Origin of the sequence: Kineococcus terrestris, from assembly GCF_041020755.1 — a bacterium.
GTDB classification, from domain to species: Bacteria; Actinomycetota; Actinomycetes; order Actinomycetales; family Kineococcaceae; genus Kineococcus; species Kineococcus terrestris.
Map to the genome: position 1 here is coordinate 101057 of NZ_JBEUEI010000006.1, position 19078 is coordinate 120134.

At 74.7% G+C, this 19078-nt stretch carries 16 protein-coding genes; 13 read left to right on the plus strand and 3 right to left on the minus strand.

Features of this window, described 5'->3' with window-relative positions; genetic code table 11:
• The first annotated feature begins 36 nt into the window (after nt 1-36).
• The 9 genes from AB8M62_RS05830 (at nt 37) to dnaE (ending at nt 9384) form a co-directional block, all read left to right on the plus strand.
• Nucleotides 37-795, plus strand: coding sequence for a purine nucleoside phosphorylase YfiH/LACC1 family protein (locus tag AB8M62_RS05830; RefSeq protein ID WP_369068918.1), 759 nt, complete (start codon nt 37-39; stop codon nt 793-795).
• Entirely contained in the window at nt 792-1547 is a 756-nt protein-coding gene (locus tag AB8M62_RS05835; RefSeq protein WP_369068920.1) for a YggS family pyridoxal phosphate-dependent enzyme, read from the plus strand. Before AB8M62_RS05830 ends, AB8M62_RS05835 begins: the two co-directional genes overlap by 4 nt.
• 82 nt (nt 1548-1629) lie before the next feature.
• Nucleotides 1630-2169 carry a cell division protein SepF gene (locus tag AB8M62_RS05840; RefSeq protein ID WP_369053517.1) on the plus strand — a complete coding sequence of 180 codons (540 nt, stop codon included), beginning with the start codon at nt 1630-1632 and terminating at the stop codon, nt 2167-2169.
• Between the two features lie 101 nt (nt 2170-2270).
• Nucleotides 2271-2567: a YggT family protein gene (locus AB8M62_RS05845; RefSeq protein ID WP_369068922.1), complete on the plus strand. Its 297-nt coding sequence runs from the start codon at nt 2271-2273 to the stop codon at nt 2565-2567.
• A 109-nt stretch (nt 2568-2676) separates the two neighbouring features.
• Complete coding sequence (locus tag AB8M62_RS05850) at nt 2677-3408, plus strand: DivIVA domain-containing protein (protein ID WP_369068923.1); 732 nt, start codon at nt 2677-2679, stop codon at nt 3406-3408.
• Nucleotides 3409-3532: 124 nt separating this feature from the next.
• Entirely contained in the window at nt 3533-4057 is a 525-nt protein-coding gene (locus AB8M62_RS05855) for a TraR/DksA family transcriptional regulator (RefSeq protein WP_369068924.1), read from the plus strand.
• Nucleotides 4058-4135: 78 nt separating this feature from the next.
• Nucleotides 4136-4777 (plus strand): signal peptidase II, encoded by a 642-nt coding sequence (gene lspA, locus AB8M62_RS05860; protein ID WP_369068925.1) that lies wholly within the window; start codon nt 4136-4138, stop codon nt 4775-4777.
• Nucleotides 4770-5693 (plus strand): RluA family pseudouridine synthase, encoded by a 924-nt coding sequence (locus AB8M62_RS05865; RefSeq protein ID WP_369068926.1) that lies wholly within the window; start codon nt 4770-4772, stop codon nt 5691-5693. The genes lspA and AB8M62_RS05865 overlap by 8 nt, the downstream gene beginning before the upstream one ends.
• Before the next feature lie 151 nt (nt 5694-5844).
• Nucleotides 5845-9384 carry a DNA polymerase III subunit alpha gene (dnaE, locus tag AB8M62_RS05870; protein WP_369068927.1) on the plus strand — a complete coding sequence of 1180 codons (3540 nt, stop codon included), beginning with the start codon at nt 5845-5847 and terminating at the stop codon, nt 9382-9384.
• A gap of 137 nt (nt 9385-9521) precedes the next feature.
• Here dnaE and AB8M62_RS05875 read toward each other — a convergent pair whose 3' ends face one another.
• Entirely contained in the window at nt 9522-10376 is an 855-nt protein-coding gene (locus tag AB8M62_RS05875) for a glycosyltransferase family 2 protein (protein ID WP_507237568.1), read from the minus strand.
• Between the two features lie 319 nt (nt 10377-10695).
• Here AB8M62_RS05875 and AB8M62_RS05880 point away from each other — a divergent pair, with 319 nt between their 5' ends.
• Nucleotides 10696-11241 carry a serine acetyltransferase gene (locus AB8M62_RS05880; protein ID WP_369053507.1) on the plus strand — a complete coding sequence of 182 codons (546 nt, stop codon included), beginning with the start codon at nt 10696-10698 and terminating at the stop codon, nt 11239-11241.
• 30 nt (nt 11242-11271) lie between these two features.
• On the opposite strand, the gene AB8M62_RS05885 is transcribed toward AB8M62_RS05880, so the two are convergent.
• Nucleotides 11272-12405: a glycosyltransferase gene (locus AB8M62_RS05885; protein WP_369068929.1), complete on the minus strand. Its 1134-nt coding sequence runs from the start codon at nt 12403-12405 to the stop codon at nt 11272-11274.
• 196 nt (nt 12406-12601) lie between these two features.
• Between AB8M62_RS05885 and AB8M62_RS05890 the strand changes: the two genes are divergently transcribed.
• A complete protein-coding gene (locus AB8M62_RS05890; protein ID WP_369068930.1) occupies nt 12602-13732 on the plus strand; it encodes a glycoside hydrolase family 16 protein in 1131 nt (376 codons plus the stop codon).
• Between the two features lie 22 nt (nt 13733-13754).
• On the opposite strand, the gene AB8M62_RS05895 is transcribed toward AB8M62_RS05890, so the two are convergent.
• Nucleotides 13755-15524, minus strand: coding sequence for a glycosyltransferase (locus tag AB8M62_RS05895; protein ID WP_369068931.1), 1770 nt, complete (start codon nt 15522-15524; stop codon nt 13755-13757).
• A gap of 317 nt (nt 15525-15841) precedes the next feature.
• On the opposite strand from AB8M62_RS05895, the gene AB8M62_RS05900 reads away from it, so the two are divergent.
• Together AB8M62_RS05900 and AB8M62_RS05905 are read left to right on the plus strand one after the other, a co-directional pair.
• Nucleotides 15842-18109: a hypothetical protein gene (locus AB8M62_RS05900; RefSeq protein ID WP_369068932.1), complete on the plus strand. Its 2268-nt coding sequence runs from the start codon at nt 15842-15844 to the stop codon at nt 18107-18109.
• Complete coding sequence (locus AB8M62_RS05905; RefSeq protein WP_369068933.1) at nt 18106-18999, plus strand: beta-1,6-N-acetylglucosaminyltransferase; 894 nt, start codon at nt 18106-18108, stop codon at nt 18997-18999. Before AB8M62_RS05900 ends, AB8M62_RS05905 begins: the two co-directional genes overlap by 4 nt.
• Nucleotides 19000-19078: the final 79 nt, after the last annotated feature.

Consider the following 19078-nt stretch of genomic DNA (forward strand, 5'->3'; position numbering starts at 1 on the left):
GCCACCGCGACGGGCACCGCGACCCGGGGACCGGCCGTGCCCGCGCCCCTGCTGGACGCGGGCCTGCCGGCGGCGGTGCGCGGCGGCTTCACGACCCGGGCCGGCGGCGAGCCGGGTGGCGGGCCCTTCGCCGGGCTGAACCTCGGCGCGCACGTCGGCGACGACCCGGACCGGGTGGCCCGGCACCGCGACGTCCTGCGCCGCGCCCTGGGGGCCCGCGCGCTGCTCGTGCCGACGCAGGTGCACGGCGCGGACGTCGTCCACGTGCGCGCCGCGGACGCCGAGCGGCTGGCGGCCCGCCCGCCGGAGGCCGACGCCCTCGTGACGACCGACCCGGGCGTCGCGCTGGCCGTGGTGGTCGCCGACTGCGTGCCCGTCCTGGTCGCCGACCCGGACGCCGGTGTGGTCGGCGTCGCGCACGCCGGGCGCCCCGGTCTGGTGGCCGGTGTCGTGCCCGCGCTGCTGGCGGCGGTGCGGGACCTGGGAGCGCGGCGCCCGCTGGTGCGCCTGGGCCCCTCGGTGTGCGGGGCCTGCTACGAGGTGCCGGAGGCGATGGCGGCCGCGGTGGCCTCGGCCGTGCCGGCCGCCCGCGCCCGGACCCGCTGGGGCACAGCGGCTGTCGACGTCCCGGCCGGTGTCCTCGCGCAGTGCGCGGCGGCGGGCGTGCCCGCGGGCGACGTGGCGCGCGTCGGCGGGTGCACCGTCGAGGACCCCGACCTGTTCTCCTACCGGCGCTCCGGGACGACCGGCCGCTCCGGCGGCGCGGTCGTCCTGACCGCGCCCGGCGCGCCGTGAGCGCGGGTCCGGACGGGGGCGGGGCCCCCGCCGACCGCGCCGCCCAGCTGCGCGAGCGCCTGGCGGCGGTGCGCGGGCGGGTGGACGCCGCCGCCCGCGCGGCCGGCCGCGACCCGGGCGAGCTGACGCTGGTCGTGGTGACCAAGCACTTCCCGGCCGGCGACGTGCTCGAGCTGGTCGGGCTCGGAGTGGGCGACGTGGGGGAGAACCGCGACCAGGAGGCGGCGGCGAAGGCCGCCGACGTGGCCGCGCGGCTGGGGTCCGCGGCGCCGCGCTGGCACTTCGTGGGCCAGCTGCAGACCAACAAGGCCCGCTCGGTCGCCCGCTACGCGACGGCCGTGCACTCGGTGGACCGCGCCCGCCTGGTGGGGGCGCTGGACCGCGCCGCGCACGACGCGCAGCGCCGGCTGGAGGTCTTCCTGCAGGTGGACCTCGCGCCGGCGCTGGGGCACGACGCCGACCCGGGTCGCGGGGGAGCGCCGGCCGCCGACGTGCCCGCCCTGGCCGAGGCCGTGGCGGCCGCGGACGCGCTGCGCCTGGCGGGCCTCATGGCCGTGGCGCCCCGGGACGCGGACCCCGCCCGCGCCTTCGCGGTCCTGCACGAGCTGTCCCTCGCGCTGCGCCGCGAGCACCCGTCGGCGACGGGGCTGTCGGCGGGCATGAGCGGCGACCTGGAGCAGGCCGTGGCGGCGGGGGCGACACACCTGCGTGTCGGCAGCGCGGTGCTCGGCCCGCGCCCGGCGCCGCGGTAACGTCCGGGCAGCCGCCCGCCCCCGGTCGGCCCCGGCAGAAGAACCGTGCACCACCAGCTGACGAGCACTCGAGGAGCCTGCGATGGCCGGCGCGCTGCGCAATGCGATGGTCTACCTCGGCCTCGCCGAGGACGACCGCTACGCCGAGGACGAGCCCGAGGCCACCCGAGCGCGCACCGAGCCCGTGCGCGAGGTGCGCAGCGAGCCGCGCGACCAGGTGCGCGTCGAGCACCGCGTGCGCGAGGAGCCCGCGGAGGTGCCGGCGCGCGCGGAGACCACCGGTCAGGTGACCCCGATCAGGAGGCAGGTGGCCCACGTGGTCCAGCAGTCCAGCGGCCCGGAGCTGCACCGCATCACGACCATCCACCCCCGCACCTACAACGAGGCCAAGACCATCGGGGAGAGCTTCCGCGACGGCGTGCCGGTCATCATGAACCTCACGGACATGAGCGACAGCGACGCCAAGCGGCTCGTGGACTTCTCCGCCGGCCTCGTGTTCGGGCTGCACGGCTCGATCGAGCGCGTCACCAACAAGGTCTTCCTGCTGTCGCCGCAGAACGTCGAGGTGGCCTCGCAGGAGGAGGAGCGTCCCCAGGAGCGCACCTTCTTCAACCAGTCGTGAGGTCCGCCGGACGGGTGAGCGGCCGGAACCCGCGGGTCCTGCGGGGCGTTGCGCCGACGTGACGACCTCTACGACCACCGTCCGTCAGGCAGGATGACCGGGTGTCCGCGCTCTTCTCGTTCCTGGCCCTCGTCGTCCTGATCTTCTTCCTCTGCCTGATCGGGCGGCTGGTGCTGGACTGGGTGCAGGCCCTCTCGCGCGAGTGGCGCCCCCGCGGTGCGGTGCTGGTCTTCGCCGAGGCCGTCTACACGGTGACGGACCCGCCCCTGAAGACACTCCGGCGCGTCATCCCGCCGCTGCGCCTGGGCGCCGTCCAGCTCGACCTGGCCTTCCTCGTGCTGGCCATCGCCTGCTCGATCCTGCTGTCGGTGCTGCAGCGCATGGCCGCCGTCGCCTGATCGCGCCCGTCCCGCGCCGCCGCGGCCTCCCGGGCGCGCGGGTGCCGCTCCGCTACGGTGACGAGGTCCGCCGTCCGCCGGGGGCGGCCGAGACGGTGGAGGCCCTGCCATGCCGCTCAGTCCGGAAGACGTCGTCAACAAGCGCTTCAACCCCACCCGCGTGCGCGAGGGGTACGCGCAGGACGAGGTCGACGACTTCCTCGACGAGGTGGTCGCCGAGCTGCGCCGCCTGAACGCGGAGAACGAGGAGCTGCGCGCCCAGCTGGACGGGTGCCGCGAGCAGGTGGCCGAGCTGTCCGGTGACGGGAGCGGTCGCGCGCCCGCCGCGGCCGTCGCCGACGCCGCTCCCCGCGACGGCGGGGTCAGCGGGGTCACCGCGGCCGCCGCCGTCCCGGACGTCCGCGAGGACGGGGCGGGCAGCGCGGCCTCCGAGGACGCCGCCGCCCTCCCGTCCGCCGCGCCCGCCGCCTCCGCCGCTGCGGCCGCGCCGGTCGCCGAGCGCGGCACCGGGGCGCCGGACGCCGCGACGCAGGCGGCCGGCGTGATCGCCCTGGCCCAGCGCCTGCACGACGAGTACGTCCGCGACGGCGAGCAGCAGCGCGACGCCCTGGTGTCCTCCGCGCAGGAGCAGGCCGCCCGCGTCGTCGCCGACGCCGAGGAGCAGCGCGACCGGACGCTGGGCGACCTGGAGACCCGGCGCGAGCGGCTCGAGGCCGCCCTGCGCCAGCTGCACGGGCGCGAGGACGCCTACCGGCGCCAGCTGGAGGACTTCATGACGACGCAGCTGACGGAGCTGCGCCGCAGTCCGCGCGCCGTCCCGGACGACGCCGTCGCCCGCTGACGCTGGTCCGTCCGTGCTCCGCCCGGCCCCGAGTGAGTGACTTTCCGTTTCCGCTTGCTCACTAGGAGTCATTGTCCTTACGCTCACCCGCACGCGGCAGGGGGTCGCGCGACGAGGGGGGACCATGACGCAGGACGTGGCGGTGCAGGAGGCGGGCACGGCGGGGGCACCCGCGGCGGCGGGGCGGGCGCCGGCGGTGCGCACGACCGCCCGCGCGGCGGCGCGCTCGGGCGCCCGCCGCCGCGCCGAGGCCGTGCGCGAGCTGCCGGTGGCCGCGTCCGAGGACGCCTGGACGCCGGAGGAGCTGGACGGGGTGCGCGCGGAGCTGGACGCGGAGGTGGTGCGCCTGAGCGCCGACGTGGCCGCGGCCACCTCCTCCTTCTCCGCGCTCGTGTCGGCCGGCGGGGAGGGCGCCGGGGACGACCAGGTGGACCACGGCGCCGCCACGGCGGGGCGCGAGCACGAGATGACGATCGTCAACAACGCCCGCGACCTGCTCGAGCAGACCCAGCGCGCCCTCGTGCGCCTGGCCTCCGGCGCCTACGGCACGTGCGAGTCGTGCAGCGGCCCCATCGGCAAGGCCCGGCTGCAGGCGTTCCCGCGGGTCACCCTCTGCGTCGGCTGCAAGGCGCGCGCCGAGCGGCGCTGAGGAGCGGCGCGGGCCGGGCGTCCCGGGCGCCCGGCCCGCACCGGGTCGCCCCCGGCCCCGTGGGAGGATCGGGGGGCGATGAGCCAGATCCCCGGCCCCGACGCGGCCCGCCCCGACGACCCCGAGGTCCCCGCCGGCGCGCGCCCGGCCGCGGCGGACGCGACCGACCCGGCGCAGCCCTCGGACGCCGGGCCCGCCGCCCCCGCGCGCCCGCGCCGCACCGGGGCGCTGTTCGTGATCGCCCTGCTCGTGTACGCGGCGGACCAGCTGACCAAGGTGCTGGCCGTGGCCGAGCTGGAGCCCGGTGTCCCGCAGCCGTTCGTCGGCGAGCTGCTGCAGCTGCACCTCATCCGCAACCCCGGCGCCGCCTTCAGCCTCGCCACCGGCATGACGTGGGTCTTCACCCTCGTGGCCGCCGCGGTGGTCGTCGTGGTGGTCCGGATGGCCCGCAAGCTGCGCAGCGGCCCGTGGGCGCTGGCGCTGGGCCTGCTCCTGGCGGGGGCGACGGGCAACCTGACCGACCGGCTGCTGCGCCAGCCCGGCTTCGGCCGCGGGCACGTCGTCGACTTCCTCGAGCTGCCGAACTGGCCGATCTTCAACGTGGCGGACTCCGCCATCGTGGCCGCGGCCGTGCTCATCGCCCTGCTGGGCCTGCGCGGGGTCAACCTCGACGGCACCCGGGAGCCCTCCCGCCGCGAGCGCGGGAGGACGGGTGCCTGAGGTCCGCAGCCTGCCCGTGCCCGACGGCCTGGAGGGCGAGCGCGTCGACGCGGCCCTGGCGCGCCTGCTGGGGATCTCGCGCAGCCGCGCCGCGGAGGTGGCCGCCGCGGGCGGTGTCCTCGTCGACGGCGTCGCCGTCGGCAAGTCCGACCGCGTGCGCGCCGGCGCCTGGCTGGAGGTGGAGGTGCCCGACCCGCCGTCCGCGCCGGTCGTGGTGCCCGAGGTCGTCGAGGGGCTCACCGTCGTGCACGACGACGCGGACCTCGTGGTCGTCGACAAGCCGGTCGGGGTGGCCGCCCACCCCAGCCCCGGCTGGGAGGGGCCCACCGTCGTCGGCGGCCTGGCCGCCGCCGGGTACGCGGTCGCGACGTCCGGCGCGGCCGAGCGCCAGGGCGTGGTGCACCGCCTCGACGTGGGCACGAGCGGCCTGATGGTCGTCGCCAAGACGGAGGCCGCGTACACCGTGCTCAAGCGCGCCTTCAAGGAGCGCACGGTCGAGAAGGTCTACCACGCGCTCGTGCAGGGCCACCCGGACCCGCTGCGCGGCACGATCGACGCGCCCATCGGGCGCCACCCCGGCAGCGCGTGGCGCTTCGCGGTCACCGCCGACGGCAAGCCGAGCGTCACGCACTACGAGGTGCAGGAGGCCTTCCGGGCCGCGGCCCTGGTCGAGGTGCACCTGGAGACGGGGCGCACCCACCAGATCCGGGTGCACTTCGCGGCGCTGCGCCACCCGTGCGTGGGTGACCTGACCTACGGCGCGGACCCCGTCCTGGCCGAGCGGCTGGGCGTGTCGCGCCAGTGGCTGCACGCCGTCCGGCTGGGCTTCGAGCACCCGGGCACGGGGCGGCCGGTCGAGTTCACCAGCCCCTACCCGGCCGACCTGGCCACGGCGCTGGAGCGGCTCGCCGACTGAGCGTGACCGCCCGGTGGGCCCCGGCGAGGCTGCCCGCCGGTGTCGTGGGCGGCGCCTACGATCGACGGGTCGCGCCGGCCCCGCCGGCGCCCGCACGACCCGCTCCACGTGCTCGACCCGCACCACCCGCACCGCTCAGGAGGCGCCTCGCATGGCCAGCGCGGACTCGTTCGTCCACCTGCACGTCCACACCGAGTACTCGATGCTCGACGGCGCCGCCAAGGTCGACGACCTCTTCCGCGAGTCGGCGGCCATGGGCATGCCGGCACTGGCCACCACCGACCACGGCTTCGTCTTCGGCGCCTACGACTTCTGGAAGACCGCCCGCAAGCACGGCGTCAACCCGATCATCGGCGTGGAGGCGTACCTGACCCCGGGCACCGCCCGCCAGGACAAGACCCGCGTGAAGTGGGGCGACCAGTCCAGCCGCCCCGGCGACGACGTCTCCGGCGCCGGCTCGTACACCCACATGACGATGCTCGCGCAGAACACCGCGGGCATGCACAACCTGTTCAAGATGAGCTCGCTGGCCAGCCTGGAGGGGTTCCTCTACAAGCCCCGCATGGACCGCGAGCTGCTCAGCAGCTACGCGGACGGGCTCATCGCGACCACCGGCTGCCCCTCCGGCGAGGTGCAGACCCGCCTGCGCCTGGGCCAGTACGACGAGGCGCGCGCCGCCGCGGCGGACTTCCGCGACATCTTCGGCCGGGAGAACTTCTTCTGCGAGCTGATGGACCACGGCCTGGACATCGAGAAGCGGGTCCAGGACGACCTGCTCAAGCTGGCCAAGGACCTCGACCTGCCGCTGGTCGCGACCAACGACCTGCACTACACGGCCGCCGCCGACGCGCAGGCGCACGCGGCCCTGCTGTGCGTGCAGTCCGGCTCGACGCTGGCCGACCCCAAGCGGTTCAAGTTCGACGCCGACGAGTTCTACCTCAAGAGCCCGGCGGAGATGCGCCACCTGTGGCGCGACCACCCCGAGGCGTGCGACAACACCCTGCTCATCGCCGAGCGCTGCCAGGTGGAGTTCACCGAGTCCACCGGCGCGTACATGCCGCGCTTCCCCTGCCCGCCGGGGGAGGACGAGGAGAGCTGGTTCGTCAAGGAGGTCTGGAGCGGCCTGGCCCAGCGCTACCCGGCCGGGATCCCGGACGACGTGCGCAAGCAGGCCGACTACGAGATCGAGGTCATCACCTCCAAGGGGTACGCCGGGTACTTCCTCGTCGTCGCCGACTTCATCAACTGGTCCAAGGAGAACGGCATCCGCGTCGGCCCCGGCCGCGGCTCGGGCGCCGGGTCGATGGCGGCCTACGCCATGAAGATCACCGACCTGGACCCGTTGCGGCACGGGCTGTTCTTCGAGCGCTTCCTCAACCCCGAGCGCATGTCGATGCCCGACTTCGACGTCGACTTCGACGAGCGCCGCCGCGGCGAGGTCATCCAGTACGTCGTGGAGAAGTACGGCACCGACCGCGTCGCGCAGATCGTCACCTACGGCACCATCAAGGCCAAGCAGGCCGTCAAGGACTCCTCCCGCGTGCTCGGCTTCCCGTTCGCGATGGGCGAGCGGATCACCAAGACGATGCCGCCGGCCGTCATGGGCAAGGACATCCCGCTGTCGGGGATCTTCGACCCGGGCCACAAGCGGTACTCCGAGGCGGGGGAGTTCCGCGAGCTGTACAAGAGCGACCCCGAGGTCGTGCGCGTGGTCGACACCGCGCGCGGCCTGGAGGGTCTGAAGCGCCAGTGGGGCGTGCACGCCGCCGGCGTCATCATGTCGAGCGAGCCGCTGATCGACCTCATCCCGATCATGAAGCGCGAGGCCGACGGCGCGATCATCACCCAGTTCGACTACCCGACGTGCGAGACGCTCGGGCTGGTCAAGATGGACTTCCTGGGCCTGCGCAACCTCACGATCCTCGACGACGCGCTGAAGAACGTCGTGCTCAACGGCAAGGACCCGGTCGACCTGGACTCCCTGGAGCTGGACGACCCGGCGACGTACGCGCTGCTCTCGCGCGGCGACACCCTGGGCGTGTTCCAGTTCGACGGCGGGCCGATGCGCTCGCTGCTGCGCCTGATGCGCCCGGACAACTTCGAGGACATCTCCGCGGTCGGCGCCCTGTACCGGCCGGGGCCGATGGGTGCGAACTCGCACACGAACTACGCGCTGCGCAAGAACGGCCAGCAGGAGATCACCCCGATCCACCCCGAGCTGGCCGAGCCGCTCGCGGAGATCCTGGGCACGACGTACGGCCTGATCGTGTACCAGGAGCAGGTCATGTCGATCGCGCAGAAGGTCGCCGGGTACACGCTCGGCAAGGCCGACCTGCTGCGCCGCGCGATGGGCAAGAAGAAGCGCGAGGTCCTCGACGCCGAGTTCGTCGGCTTCGAGGCGGGCATGAAGGAGAACGGCTACTCCGCGGAGTGCGTGAAGGCGCTGTGGGACATCCTCGTCCCGTTCTCCGACTACGCGTTCAACAAGGCCCACTCGGCCGCCTACGGGCTGGTGTCCTACTGGACGGCGTACCTCAAGGCGAACTACCCGGCCGAGTACATGGCCGCGGTGCTCACCAGCGTGCGCGACGACAAGGACAAGTCGGCGCTGTACCTCAACGAGTGCCGGCGCATGGGCATCAAGGTGCTGCCGCCGGACGTCAACGAGTCCAGCGCGAACTTCACCGCCGTCGGCACCGACATCCGCTTCGGCCTGACCGCGATCCGCAACGTCGGCGCCAACGTCGTGGACGCCGTCACCGCCGCCCGCGAGGCCTCCGGCCGCTACGAGTCGTTCACCGACTTCCTCACCAAGGTGCCCGCGGTGGTCTGCAACAAGCGGACCATCGAGTCGCTCATCAAGGCCGGCGCGTTCGACTCGCTCGGCCACCGCCGCCGCGCGCTGGTCGCCAAGCACGAGGACGCCGTCGACGCGGTCGTGGACGTCAAGCGCAACGAGGCCATCGGGCAGTTCGACCTGTTCGCCGGCCTCGGCGGCGACGACGGCCCCGCCGGCGGCGGGTTCACCGTGGAGATCCCCGAGCTGCCCGAGTGGGACAAGGCCGAGCTGCTGGCCCACGAGCGCCAGATGCTGGGCCTCTACGTCTCCGACCACCCGCTGTTCGGCCTGGAGCACCTGCTGGCCAACGCCTCGGACTGCTCGATCGCCGCGCTCACCCAGGACGACGGCCGCCCCGACGGCGCGAACATCACCATCGCCGGCATGATCACCGGGTTGCAGCGCAAGATGACCAAGCAGGGCAGCCCGTGGGCGATCGTCACGGTGGAGGACCTCGAGGGCGCCATCGAGTGCCTGTTCTTCCCCCAGGCGTACGCGGCCGTCGCCCAGCTGCTCGCCGAGGACCTCGTCGTCGTCGTGCGCGGGCGCGTCAACCGCCGCGACGACGTGCCGACCATCTACGCCTCCGAGCTGACCGTGCCGGACGTGTCCGCCACCGACGGCATGCCCGTGACGGTGTCCCTGCCCGTGGCCCGGTGCACCCCGCCGGTCGTCGAGCGCCTCAAGGACGTGCTGACCACCCACCCCGGCATGACCGAGGTGCGGCTGCGGCTGACGAAGGCCGGGGGCGGCGGCACCCTCATGCGCCTGGACGACGCGCTGCGGGTGACGCCCAGCCCGGCGCTGTTCGGGGACCTGAAGGCGCTGCTCGGGCCCTCGTGCCTGGTGTGAGGGCGTCTGCGGGCGCCGGTACGCCCCCGGAGAGGGCTTGGGTCGCTCGGGCGTGGAGCCGGGTCCTCGCCGCGCGATGAACGCTCGACGAGTCGGCTCGGCCCGGCCGTCACCGCCTCACCGAGCGGTGGGGTCCCTCAGGGGGCGCGCCCCGGCAACCGTTGCAGCTTCGCGGTCAGGAAGCGGCGCTGCAGCGCTGGCAGATCGCGGGCCGCGGTCGTCACGGCACGGGTGAACTGCTCGATCCTCGCGGGGCCGTCCTCGCCGACGCCGTCGCCGCGCAGGTCCCCGTACCAGACGGGTTCCCGGCCCAGGAGGTGCTGGGACAGGGCGGCGTACGCCTCTCGCAGCGCCGGGTCGGACGCTGAGCGCTGCGCCCAGTCGGCGGACGCCGTGAGCTGCCCCCCGTGGAACCGGTACAGCACGCACGGGGTGCCGATGCGGGTGAGGCGGTGGCCGGCGGCTGCCAGCCGCAGCCAGAGGTCGTAGTCCTCCGCGGGAGCGGGCCGGTAACCCCCCGCCCCGCGGAGGACGTCCGTGCGGCCCAGCATCGTCGAGTGGGCGACGGGGTTCGCCACGAGCAGGTGCAGCGCGAAGGCGTCCGCGGGCAGCGGCAGCGGCGGCGCGACGCGGACGGGAGCGCGCCCCACGTCGCCCGTGCCCACGACGGTGGAGAAGACGACGTCCGCACCCGCGCGCAGGGCCCGCAACTGCAAGGCGAACCGCCAGGGCAGGCACACGTCGTCGGCGTCCATGCGGGCGACGACGTCCGAGTCGACCTGTTCCAGGAGGTGGTTCAACCCGCCGGCGACGCCGCGGGCCGAGTCGCTGCGCAGCACCCGGAGCCGCGGATCCTCCACCGATGCCAGCACCGCCCCCGTACCGTCCGAGCTCGCGTCGTCGTGGACGAGCAGCTGGGACTCGCGCGGAAGGGCGCGCAGCGTGGTGCGCACCGCGGCCTCGACCGTGGCCGCCGCGTCGCGCGCCGGCATCAGGACGCTGATCCGTTCGTGCCCGCCGCGCACCGCCACACCTCCGTACGTCCGGCACCCGCCCCCGGGTGCACCTGCTGCCGGCTCATCGAACCACAGGGGTGTCCCGGCCGGTCCCGTTCCGACGCGAGCCACCTCGAGCGGTGGCCCCTTGACCCGGTCGGGTCGACCACCGCCGTCCCGGCCACCTCACCACCGCCGTGAGGCTAGGCTGCCGACGCTGCTCGCCCGGGAGCACTCCTCGCCCGTGAGCAGGGGTGGAGGGCGTCGACGGCACCTGCCGGCCGACCCGGCGGGTCACGTGGCGACGGGAGGCACGATGCGTGGGAGAAGGTCCGCCGAGCCGCCGGAGCGGTTCACCGCGTGGGTCTTCCAGGACTGGCGGGTCAACCGGCGATACCCGGACTCGCAGCTCGTGCTGGCGTGGTTCCGACTGGCCCAGTGGGCCTACCGCCGGTGGGGATTCCCGGGCCTCCTGGTGGCCTGGTCCTACCGGTTCTTCACGTCCCTGGTCTTCAGCGTGGAACTGCCGCACCAGCTCGAGGTGGGTCCGCGGCTGAAGCTCTTCCACCCGCACAGCATCGTCCTCAACCCGGGCGTGCGGATGGGAGCCGATTGCACGCTGCGTCAGAGCGTGACCATCGGCAACAGCACCCGACGGGACGGTTCCGAGAGGGGGGTCGTCAGCGTCGGCGACCACGTCGAGTTCGGTGCCGGCTGCGTCGTCGTCGGTGACATCCACATCGGGGACCACGCGCGGGTCGCTGCGCTGGCCCTCGTCCTGGACAGCGTGCCGGACCACGGGGTCGTCCGGGGCAATCCGGCGCAGCTCGTGCGGATCGACGACCCCGCCCAGGGCCGGTGACCGCGGCGAGGACGTCGTCCGTCGCCGCGGTCACACCGCCCGCCGCGACGCCTCCTCGCAGGCCCTCAGGTGGTCCTCCGCGACGTCCGCCCACGTCCTCGGCGTCCCGGTGGTCGTCACGGCCGCGTCCGTCGACGTCAGAGCGCTCAGCGCGAGGCGCACGAGGTCCTCGTCGTCCTGCGCGACGCGCAGGAGCGGGTGGGCCGGCTGTTCACGCGCGGCCACCGCGCTCGCGACCACGGGAATCCCGACGGCGACCGCTTCGGTGACGGCGTTGCGCATTCCGAGACCGCTGCGGTCCGGGAAGACGGCCACGTGCGCCGAGCGGAAGACGTCGCTCACGTCGGGCACGTTGGCGCGGACCTCCACGCGGTCACCGGCGAGGTCGGCGACGGCCTGGACCGGTCGCCTCCCGGCCAGGACGAACCTGGTCTCGGGTGCGGCGTCCCAGATGCGCGGGGCGATCTCGCGCACCAGCGCGCCCACGCTCTCGACGTTGGGACCGTAGTCGAGGCTGCCGACGAAGCACACGGTCGGCGGTCCAGCGGGCGGGGCCCAGGGGGAGCCGCCGCTGTCGGTGCCGAGGGGGACCGCTGTCACCGGCCGACCCAGCTCGCGGCTCCACGCCTCCGCGTCGCCCCGGCCCACCGTGAGCAGCGCCATGTGCTCCGGCAGACGCCGCTCGAGCTCCAGGGCTCGCGCCGCCTGGAACCTCCGGTACCGAGCCAGCGGACCGGACGACGCAGCGGCCTGCATCGTCACCTGGTGCGACCACGGGTCGACCGTCTGGAACACCGCGGGGCCGGAGACCTCGTGCACCAGGCCGATGACGTGCGGTCCGTGCAACAGCGTCACGTCGGCACGCCGTGACGCCGCGCGCACCGCACGGCGCGCGCGCACCGTGGTGCGGGCCGCACCGCCCACGGACAACGGCGTGAGCGCGGAACCGGCGAGCGCGGCCCTGCGTCCTCGTTCCGGCAGGCACTGCACGCTGGCGCACCGTCGCAGCACGTCGTCCGGGACGGCGACCCCCGCGAAGGTCACCAGGTCGACCCGGACGTCGGGGGGGAGGTTGCGCAGCACCTCGTAGGGAATGGCGGAGCTGCCGTCGCCGTGGACCGGGTCCTTGTTGGGCACGCTTTCGGTCACGTAGAGCAGGTGCACGAGACGTGACTCTAGGCGGAGCGCGAGGGGTGGGGAGGGTTCCTGGGTGAGGAGACGGTGCTGCTAGCCCTCGCCGAGGACGCCGGCCGTCGTGCTCCTGCGCCCCAGGCAGACGTCACCACCGCCTCAAGGGCCTCGCAGGGCCGACCGACTGAACCGGGGAGGGAACACCGTCCGCTCGACCCCAGGAGGACACGTGCGCCGCCGTCGCGCTGTCACCGCTCTGCTCGCCGCCGTCGCCGTCCTCGCCGGGGGCGCCGCACCGGCCGAGGCCGCCGTGTCCTACTCCGCGGTCACCGCGGTGGCGGTGTCGGGCACCAGCGCGACGGCGACGACCGTCGTCACGACGGACGCACCCGTCCTCGCCTCGCGCCTCGGTGTCTGCGCCCGTGACGCCCAGGGCAGGAACCTCGACTTCCCCAAGGTCTCGAACGTCCTCCTCACCTCCCGGAGCACCCGCGTCGTCAAGAGCCGGACGTTCGCTCCCGGCACCTACTCGGCCTTCACCTGCGCGCTGATCGCGGGTTCGTGGAGGACCATCGGCAGCGTGCGCTGGTTCACCGTCCCCTCGACGACGACAGCCACCACGCCGTCGACCTCCTCGTCGGCCACGTCCATGCCCGTGGGGGACCTCCCGGGCTGGAGGCAGGTCTTCGCGGACGACTTCACCACGCCCGTGCCCGTGGGCTCCTTCCCCGGCACCGTCTACGGCGCGAAGTGGGAGGGGTACGACGGGCTGCTGGACACCTCGAACAAGGGCACCTACACCCCGGGCAAGGTCCTGTCCGTGCGGGACGGGGCTCTCCGTTGGGACATGCACACCGAGAACAGCAGGCCCCTCGTGGCGGCGCCCGTGCCGAAGCTGCCCACGTACGGGCAGACCTACGGCCGCTACAGCCTCCGGTTCCGCACGTCCGCGACACCCGGGTACAAGATCGCCTTCCTGTTGTGGCCCGACGACGACGACTGGAACAAGGGCGAGCTGGACTGGCCCGAGGTCGGCGCGCTCGGTGACCGCCCGTCCCCCGCGTCCCTGGTGGCCGGGTCCCTGACGGGAGGCACGCCCCCGACCTTCCTGCCGGTCACGCGCGCCTACGCGCCGGACGACACCTCCGACTGGCACGTCGCCACGACCGAGTGGACTCCTGGCCGGGTCACCTTCCTGTGGGACGGCGTTCCCGTGGCGACGGTCACCCGCGGGGTGCCGACGACCTCCATGCACTGGGTGCTCCAGGCGGAGACCACCGTGGACGGCCCGCTGCCGGACCCGGCGGCCGTCGGACGGGTCGAGGTGGACTGGGCGGTGGCCTACCGCTACGCGCCCTGACCCCTCGCGACCGCCCCAGCTCTCACCGCGGGGCCCGTGCGAGCGGACCCGAGGTGGAACCGGGCCTGCTCGCGCGCACCGGCAGGCCGCGGACCACCGCGGCCAGCTCGGCGCGCACCCGCGCGCGCACGGCGCGGGGGGGCGAACCCACCGCGCGGAGCAGCGCGGAGGGGTCGTGGTGCCTGCGCACCTCGATCCGGGGCACGGCGTGCACGGCTCGCCGGGAGGGCCTCCGAGCCGGACCCGACAGAGCGAACGAGACGTCGTAGCCGGCCCGCGCGGCGGCTCGCCTGACGCGGTGGTCGTGCTCGCCGAAGGGGTACGCCAGGACCGGCGGTCGCGGCAGTCCGGCGCGCGCGAGGACCTCGAAGGGCGCGGTCAGCTCCTCGGTCAGCTCCTCGTCGGTCAGCCTGGTCAGGTTGCGGTGCCGGTGGGTGTGACTGCCGACGTCCCAGCCGGCGTCGAGGAGGACGCGCACCCCCTCGGCGTCCAGCAAGTCCTCGGCGCCGCCCCACGGAGGTGCCTCCCACGAGTTGGTGCCTCCCAGCTCGCCGGTGACCAGGAACACCGTCGCGGGGACGCCCAGGCGACGGGTGACGGGCAGGGCGTGCCGCAGCAGGCTGGCGTACCCGTCGTCGAAGGTGAGCAGCAGGGACCGGCCGAGCCGTCGCCCGCCGGCCACGCTCGCCACCAGCTCCGCCGTCGTGAGGAAGGTGTACCCGGCGCGCAGGAGCGCCGTCAGCTGCTGCTCGAAGAGGTCCGGGTCGACGGCCCACTCGCCCACCGGCCCGGCGGTCGTCCGGTCGACCGCGTGGTAGGCCAGGACCCGCGGGAACGAGGCGGGGGCCAGCCCCGCGGCCTCCGCCGCGCCGGCCCAGTAGTGCAGGTCGCGCAGGACGGTGAACGCGGCGCGGGCCGCGACCTCTCCGCGGCCCCCGGGGTTCATCCACCTCACCGTCGCGGACGACCTGCTCACCAGCGCCTCCGGCGCCGCCCTGGCGACCGCCCGCAGGACGCGCCCGCGGGCGGTGTCCCTGCCGTGGCGGCGCTGCATCTCCAGGTCCAGCCCGGGGTGCTTGGCGCCGAGGCGCACGTCCGCCCGTCCGCTGTCGCGCCACTGGACGAGGTTGGCCCGGGGGGTGAGGACGTACACCTGGTGCGACACGGCACCGGGAGCGAAGCGCAGCCGCGCCCCCCGGGAGACGAGCCGCTGCAGGAAGTCGGTGTCCTCGCCCCCGAAGCGCCCCGCGGCGGTGATGTCCGCGTCGAACCCGCCGAGCTCCTCGAACAGCGCGCGCCGGACGCTGAGCTGGCCCGTCAGCATGTCCTGCAGCGGGACGGAGCCGGCGGCCAGCAGGCGTTCCCTGCGCTTCACGCTCCAGCGCCGCAGGCTGGGGACGAGGATCGACGGCGTGGACGAGGGGTGGACGTCGATGTGGCCGACCACAGCGTCGGCGCCGGCGGTGAGGCAGCGGTGGTGCTCGTCGAGGATCGACGGCTCGACCACCATGTCGTCGTCGAGGAAGAGCAGGAACTCCGCGGACGACGCGGCGGCTCCCGCGTTGCGCGCCGCCGCGGAGCCCCGGTTGACCTGGGTGACGACGCGGACGTCGACGGGCCAGGTGCGCGCTGCGATCGCCGCAGCCGTCCCGTCCGTCGAACCGTCGACCACGACGACGACCTCCCACGACAGGTCGGACGTCGTCCGCACCAGGGAGTCGAGGCACTGCAGGACGATCTCGCGCCGTTCGTACGTCGGGACGACGACGCTGACGTCGGGTGAGCCGGTCACCTGGCCGACGCCCGCGACCGCTGCGGCTCCGCCCCGCGCGGGTGGCCGCGTCCCACCGCCGGACGTGACGGGTGCGCCGGAGCAAGGGTGGGGACGAGCCGCTGCACGCTCACCCGGTCATGATGCCAGCCGTGCGCGGGCCCGGGGCGGGCATCACCCGGGTGGTGGGCGCCGCGCCCCCGAACGGTCGACACCGCTCCCGCAGCGCCCGCCCGTGGATATGGTGACTGCGACACTGGCGTCCACAGGGAGGAGCAGCTGCCGCGACGCGCACGCAGGCTGCAGGCCTCGTCCGCGTTCCACCGGGAGGTTTCTGCATGCACGGGCGAGCCGCTGACGTCGACAGCCGCCCGGGACCGTCCAGCGCGCTACCGCCGCGCCGGACCGGTGCCGACGTCGCCACGGTCGTCCTGGGCGCTGCCGGCCTCGCCGTCGTCGTGTCGACCAGCGCGCGCGGCCTGCCCGCACCCCCCGCGGCGGCGGTGCTCGGCGCCGTCGCGCTCGTGCTCGTGCCCGGGACGGCCGTGGTGGGCGGCCTGCGGCACCTCGAACCCTGGGCCCGCTGGGCGCTCGCTCCCGCGGTGGGCCTGGGCGTGCTCGGACTCCTGGCCCTCGTCCAGCTCGAGCTCGTGGGGTGGTACCCGACCGCCGCCGCGGTCGCCGCCCTGGTGGTCGGGACGGCGGTGGCGTCGTTGCGCTGCGCGCGTGCGCTCCGCCGGTCGGGCCGACCGCCCGCGGGGGCCGGGCCGGTGGCCGGGGCCGGTCCCCAGCGGCGTGCGTGGCCGCGGCTCCTCGTGCGCCCGGCCCTGCTGGTCCTCGTGCTCGCGCTGTGGTCCACGGCGGTCCTCGGCGCGGACATCGACGGGATGGGCGTGTGGGGCCTGCTCGAGGTCCTGCCCCTGACGTGGTACGCGGCTCTCGCCGTGACCCTCCTCTGGGCGCTCGGCGAGCTGCTCCGGGGTGGTCGCCGAGCGTGGCCGGCCGTGCCGCTGGTCCTGCTGCAGGTCGTCTACTACGCGACCCCCGCCGTCGTCGAGGCGGTGCCCCGCTTCTCCTGGACCTACAAGCACGTGGCCGTGGCCGACTACTTCGTGCGGACGGGTGTCATCAGCCAGGACCCGGACATCTACCAGCGCTGGCCCACCTTCTTCGGTGCCGCCGCGATCGTGGACCACGTGCTCGGGGTGCCGAGCGCCGCCACCTACGCCGCCTGGGCCGAACCCGGGTTCGCGCTGGTCAACGTGTTCCTGGTGGTGGCGATCGCGTTCCTCTTGACGCGTTCCCGGCGCACCGCCTGGGCGGCCGGACTCGTCTTCACCGTCGGCAACTGGATCGGGCAGAACTACTTCGCCCCCCAGGCGTACGCCTACGCGCTCGCCCTGGCCGGCTTCCTCCTCGTCCTGAGCCTGTCCGGCGGTGGCGAGCCGGGACGCCTGGGCCGCCTCGTCGAGCGGGCCGCGAGCACGGTGCTGGGCGCGCGCAGGGGTTCCGGTGCGCTGCTCGTCCCGGGTGGCGCCGACGCCGCGCCGCCGCGCGCGGGGACGTCGGCGCTGGGTACCGCGCTGCTCGTGCTGGCGCTGCACACCGCGGTGACCAGCAGCCACCAGTTGACGCCCTACTTCGTCGTCCTCGCGCTGCTGCCCCTCAGCGTCCTGGGTCTGGTCCGACCCCGGGGGCTGCCAGTGGCCATGGCCGTGGTGACCGTGGCCTACCTCGTGCTGAACCTCGACTACATCCGCTCCAGCTTCGGGATCTTCAGCGGTTTCGACCCGGTGGCGAACGCCACCTACTCGCCCGGCAACCGCGCCGCCAGGCCGTTCGCCGACGTGCTGCAGGGCTACGGGACGTGGTCGCTCACGGCCGCCGTCTACGCGTGGGGAGCGGTCGGGCTCGTCCGCCGGGCCCGGGCGGGCATGCTGCGGCAGGCCCTCGTGGTGTTCTGGTTGGCCTTCAGCCCGGCTCTCGTGCTCGCGGGGCAGACCTACGGCGGGGAGGGGCGGCTGCGGGTCGTGCTCTTCGCCCTCCCGTGGCTGAGCGTCGCCGCCGCCTGGGCGGTGTGGCCCTCGCTCCGGGCCGACGGTCGCGGGGGGCCGGGATCCGCCGCGCGGGGGTCGGCCGTGCGGTTCGGTGTCCCCCTGCTCGTCGTCGCGAGCCTGTTCACCGCTGTCAGCCTGCAGCCGGAGTCGAGGTTCCACGTCGACGTCGCCGACCTGCGCGCCTCGCGCCTGATCGCCGAGCGCGCGGTCTCCGAGGACGTCGTGGTCGCGCCCAGCCCGAACGTCCCCCTGCCCGTCTCGGTCGGTCTGGAAGCTCCTCCGGTGGTGGCCGTCAACGACCTGGTCGGCCAGGTGCCCGAGCCGCTGGCGGTGGACGAGGTCGACGAGTACGCGCGGGCCCTGACGAGCGCGGAGGGGGCCACCTGGATGGTCTTCTCCGACGCCACCACCCGGTACTGCGCCTACGCCTGCCTCGTCTCGCCCGGGGACCTCGACCGTCTGGAGGCGTCGCTGGCCGGCGCGGGTTTCACGACGGTGCTCGACCAGCCCGAGGTGCGGGTGTACCGGCGGGCGGGGGGGAGCCGGTGACCGCGGTGCCCGCGGCCGGTCCACCGCTGGCGTGCGTGGTCCTGGCCCACGACGACCCGCCCCAGGTCCGCCGCCTCGTCGAGGCCCTCGACCCCTTCCCCGTCTTCCTGCACTGCGACGCCGCGACACCGGAACCCGTGTTCCGCGCCATGGTGGAGGGTCTCCCGGCGCGGTGCCGCCTGCTGGAGCGGCGCAGGACCCGCTGGGCCACCTGGGACGGCGTCGAGGTCGAGCTGGACGGCTACCGGCGGGCGCTGTCCCTGCCGCACGTGACCCACGTCGCGCTCCTCAGCGGCAGCGACTACCCGCTGGCCAGCAGCTCCACCGTCTCCGACTTCGTGGGCACCCACCCGGGTTCGTCCTTCGCCGAGCACCACAGCCTCCCGTTCCCCGGCTGGGGGGTCGCCGGGGGCATGCACCGGTTGCGCTTCGCGCACACCTCGTGGCGCCGGAAGATGCTGCGCCTGCCCGTACCGCGTCGGCTGCCCGAGGACGTCGCCTTCCACGGGGGTTCCGCCTACAAGGTGCTCGCCCGCGAGCACGTCGAGGCCCTGCTGCGGGTCGTCGACGACGAACCGGGTCTTGTCCGGTTCTGGCGGCGCGCGTGGGCCCCGGACGAGAGCTTCATCCCCTCCGTCCTCAACACCCCCCGGCTCGTCCCCGGTTACGCGGCCTCGAGCACCTCGCTGGCGCTGTGGTACATCGGGTGGGGCGCCGAGCGGCGCAAGAGCCCTCCGTGGCTGACGCTGGCCGACATGCCCGCGCTGCGCCGGGCCCGCGGCGGCCAGCTCACCGGGCACCCGATGTTCTTCGCGCGCAAGCTCTCGACGAGCGGCAGCCCCGGGCTCCCGGACGCGATCGACCGCGAACTGCGGGCGGCAGACCGGTGACGACTCCGGGTGCGGCCGACCGGGGAGGCGCCGAGGACCCCGAACGGGGTCCCGGCGGTTCTCCCGACTCCCTCTTCGG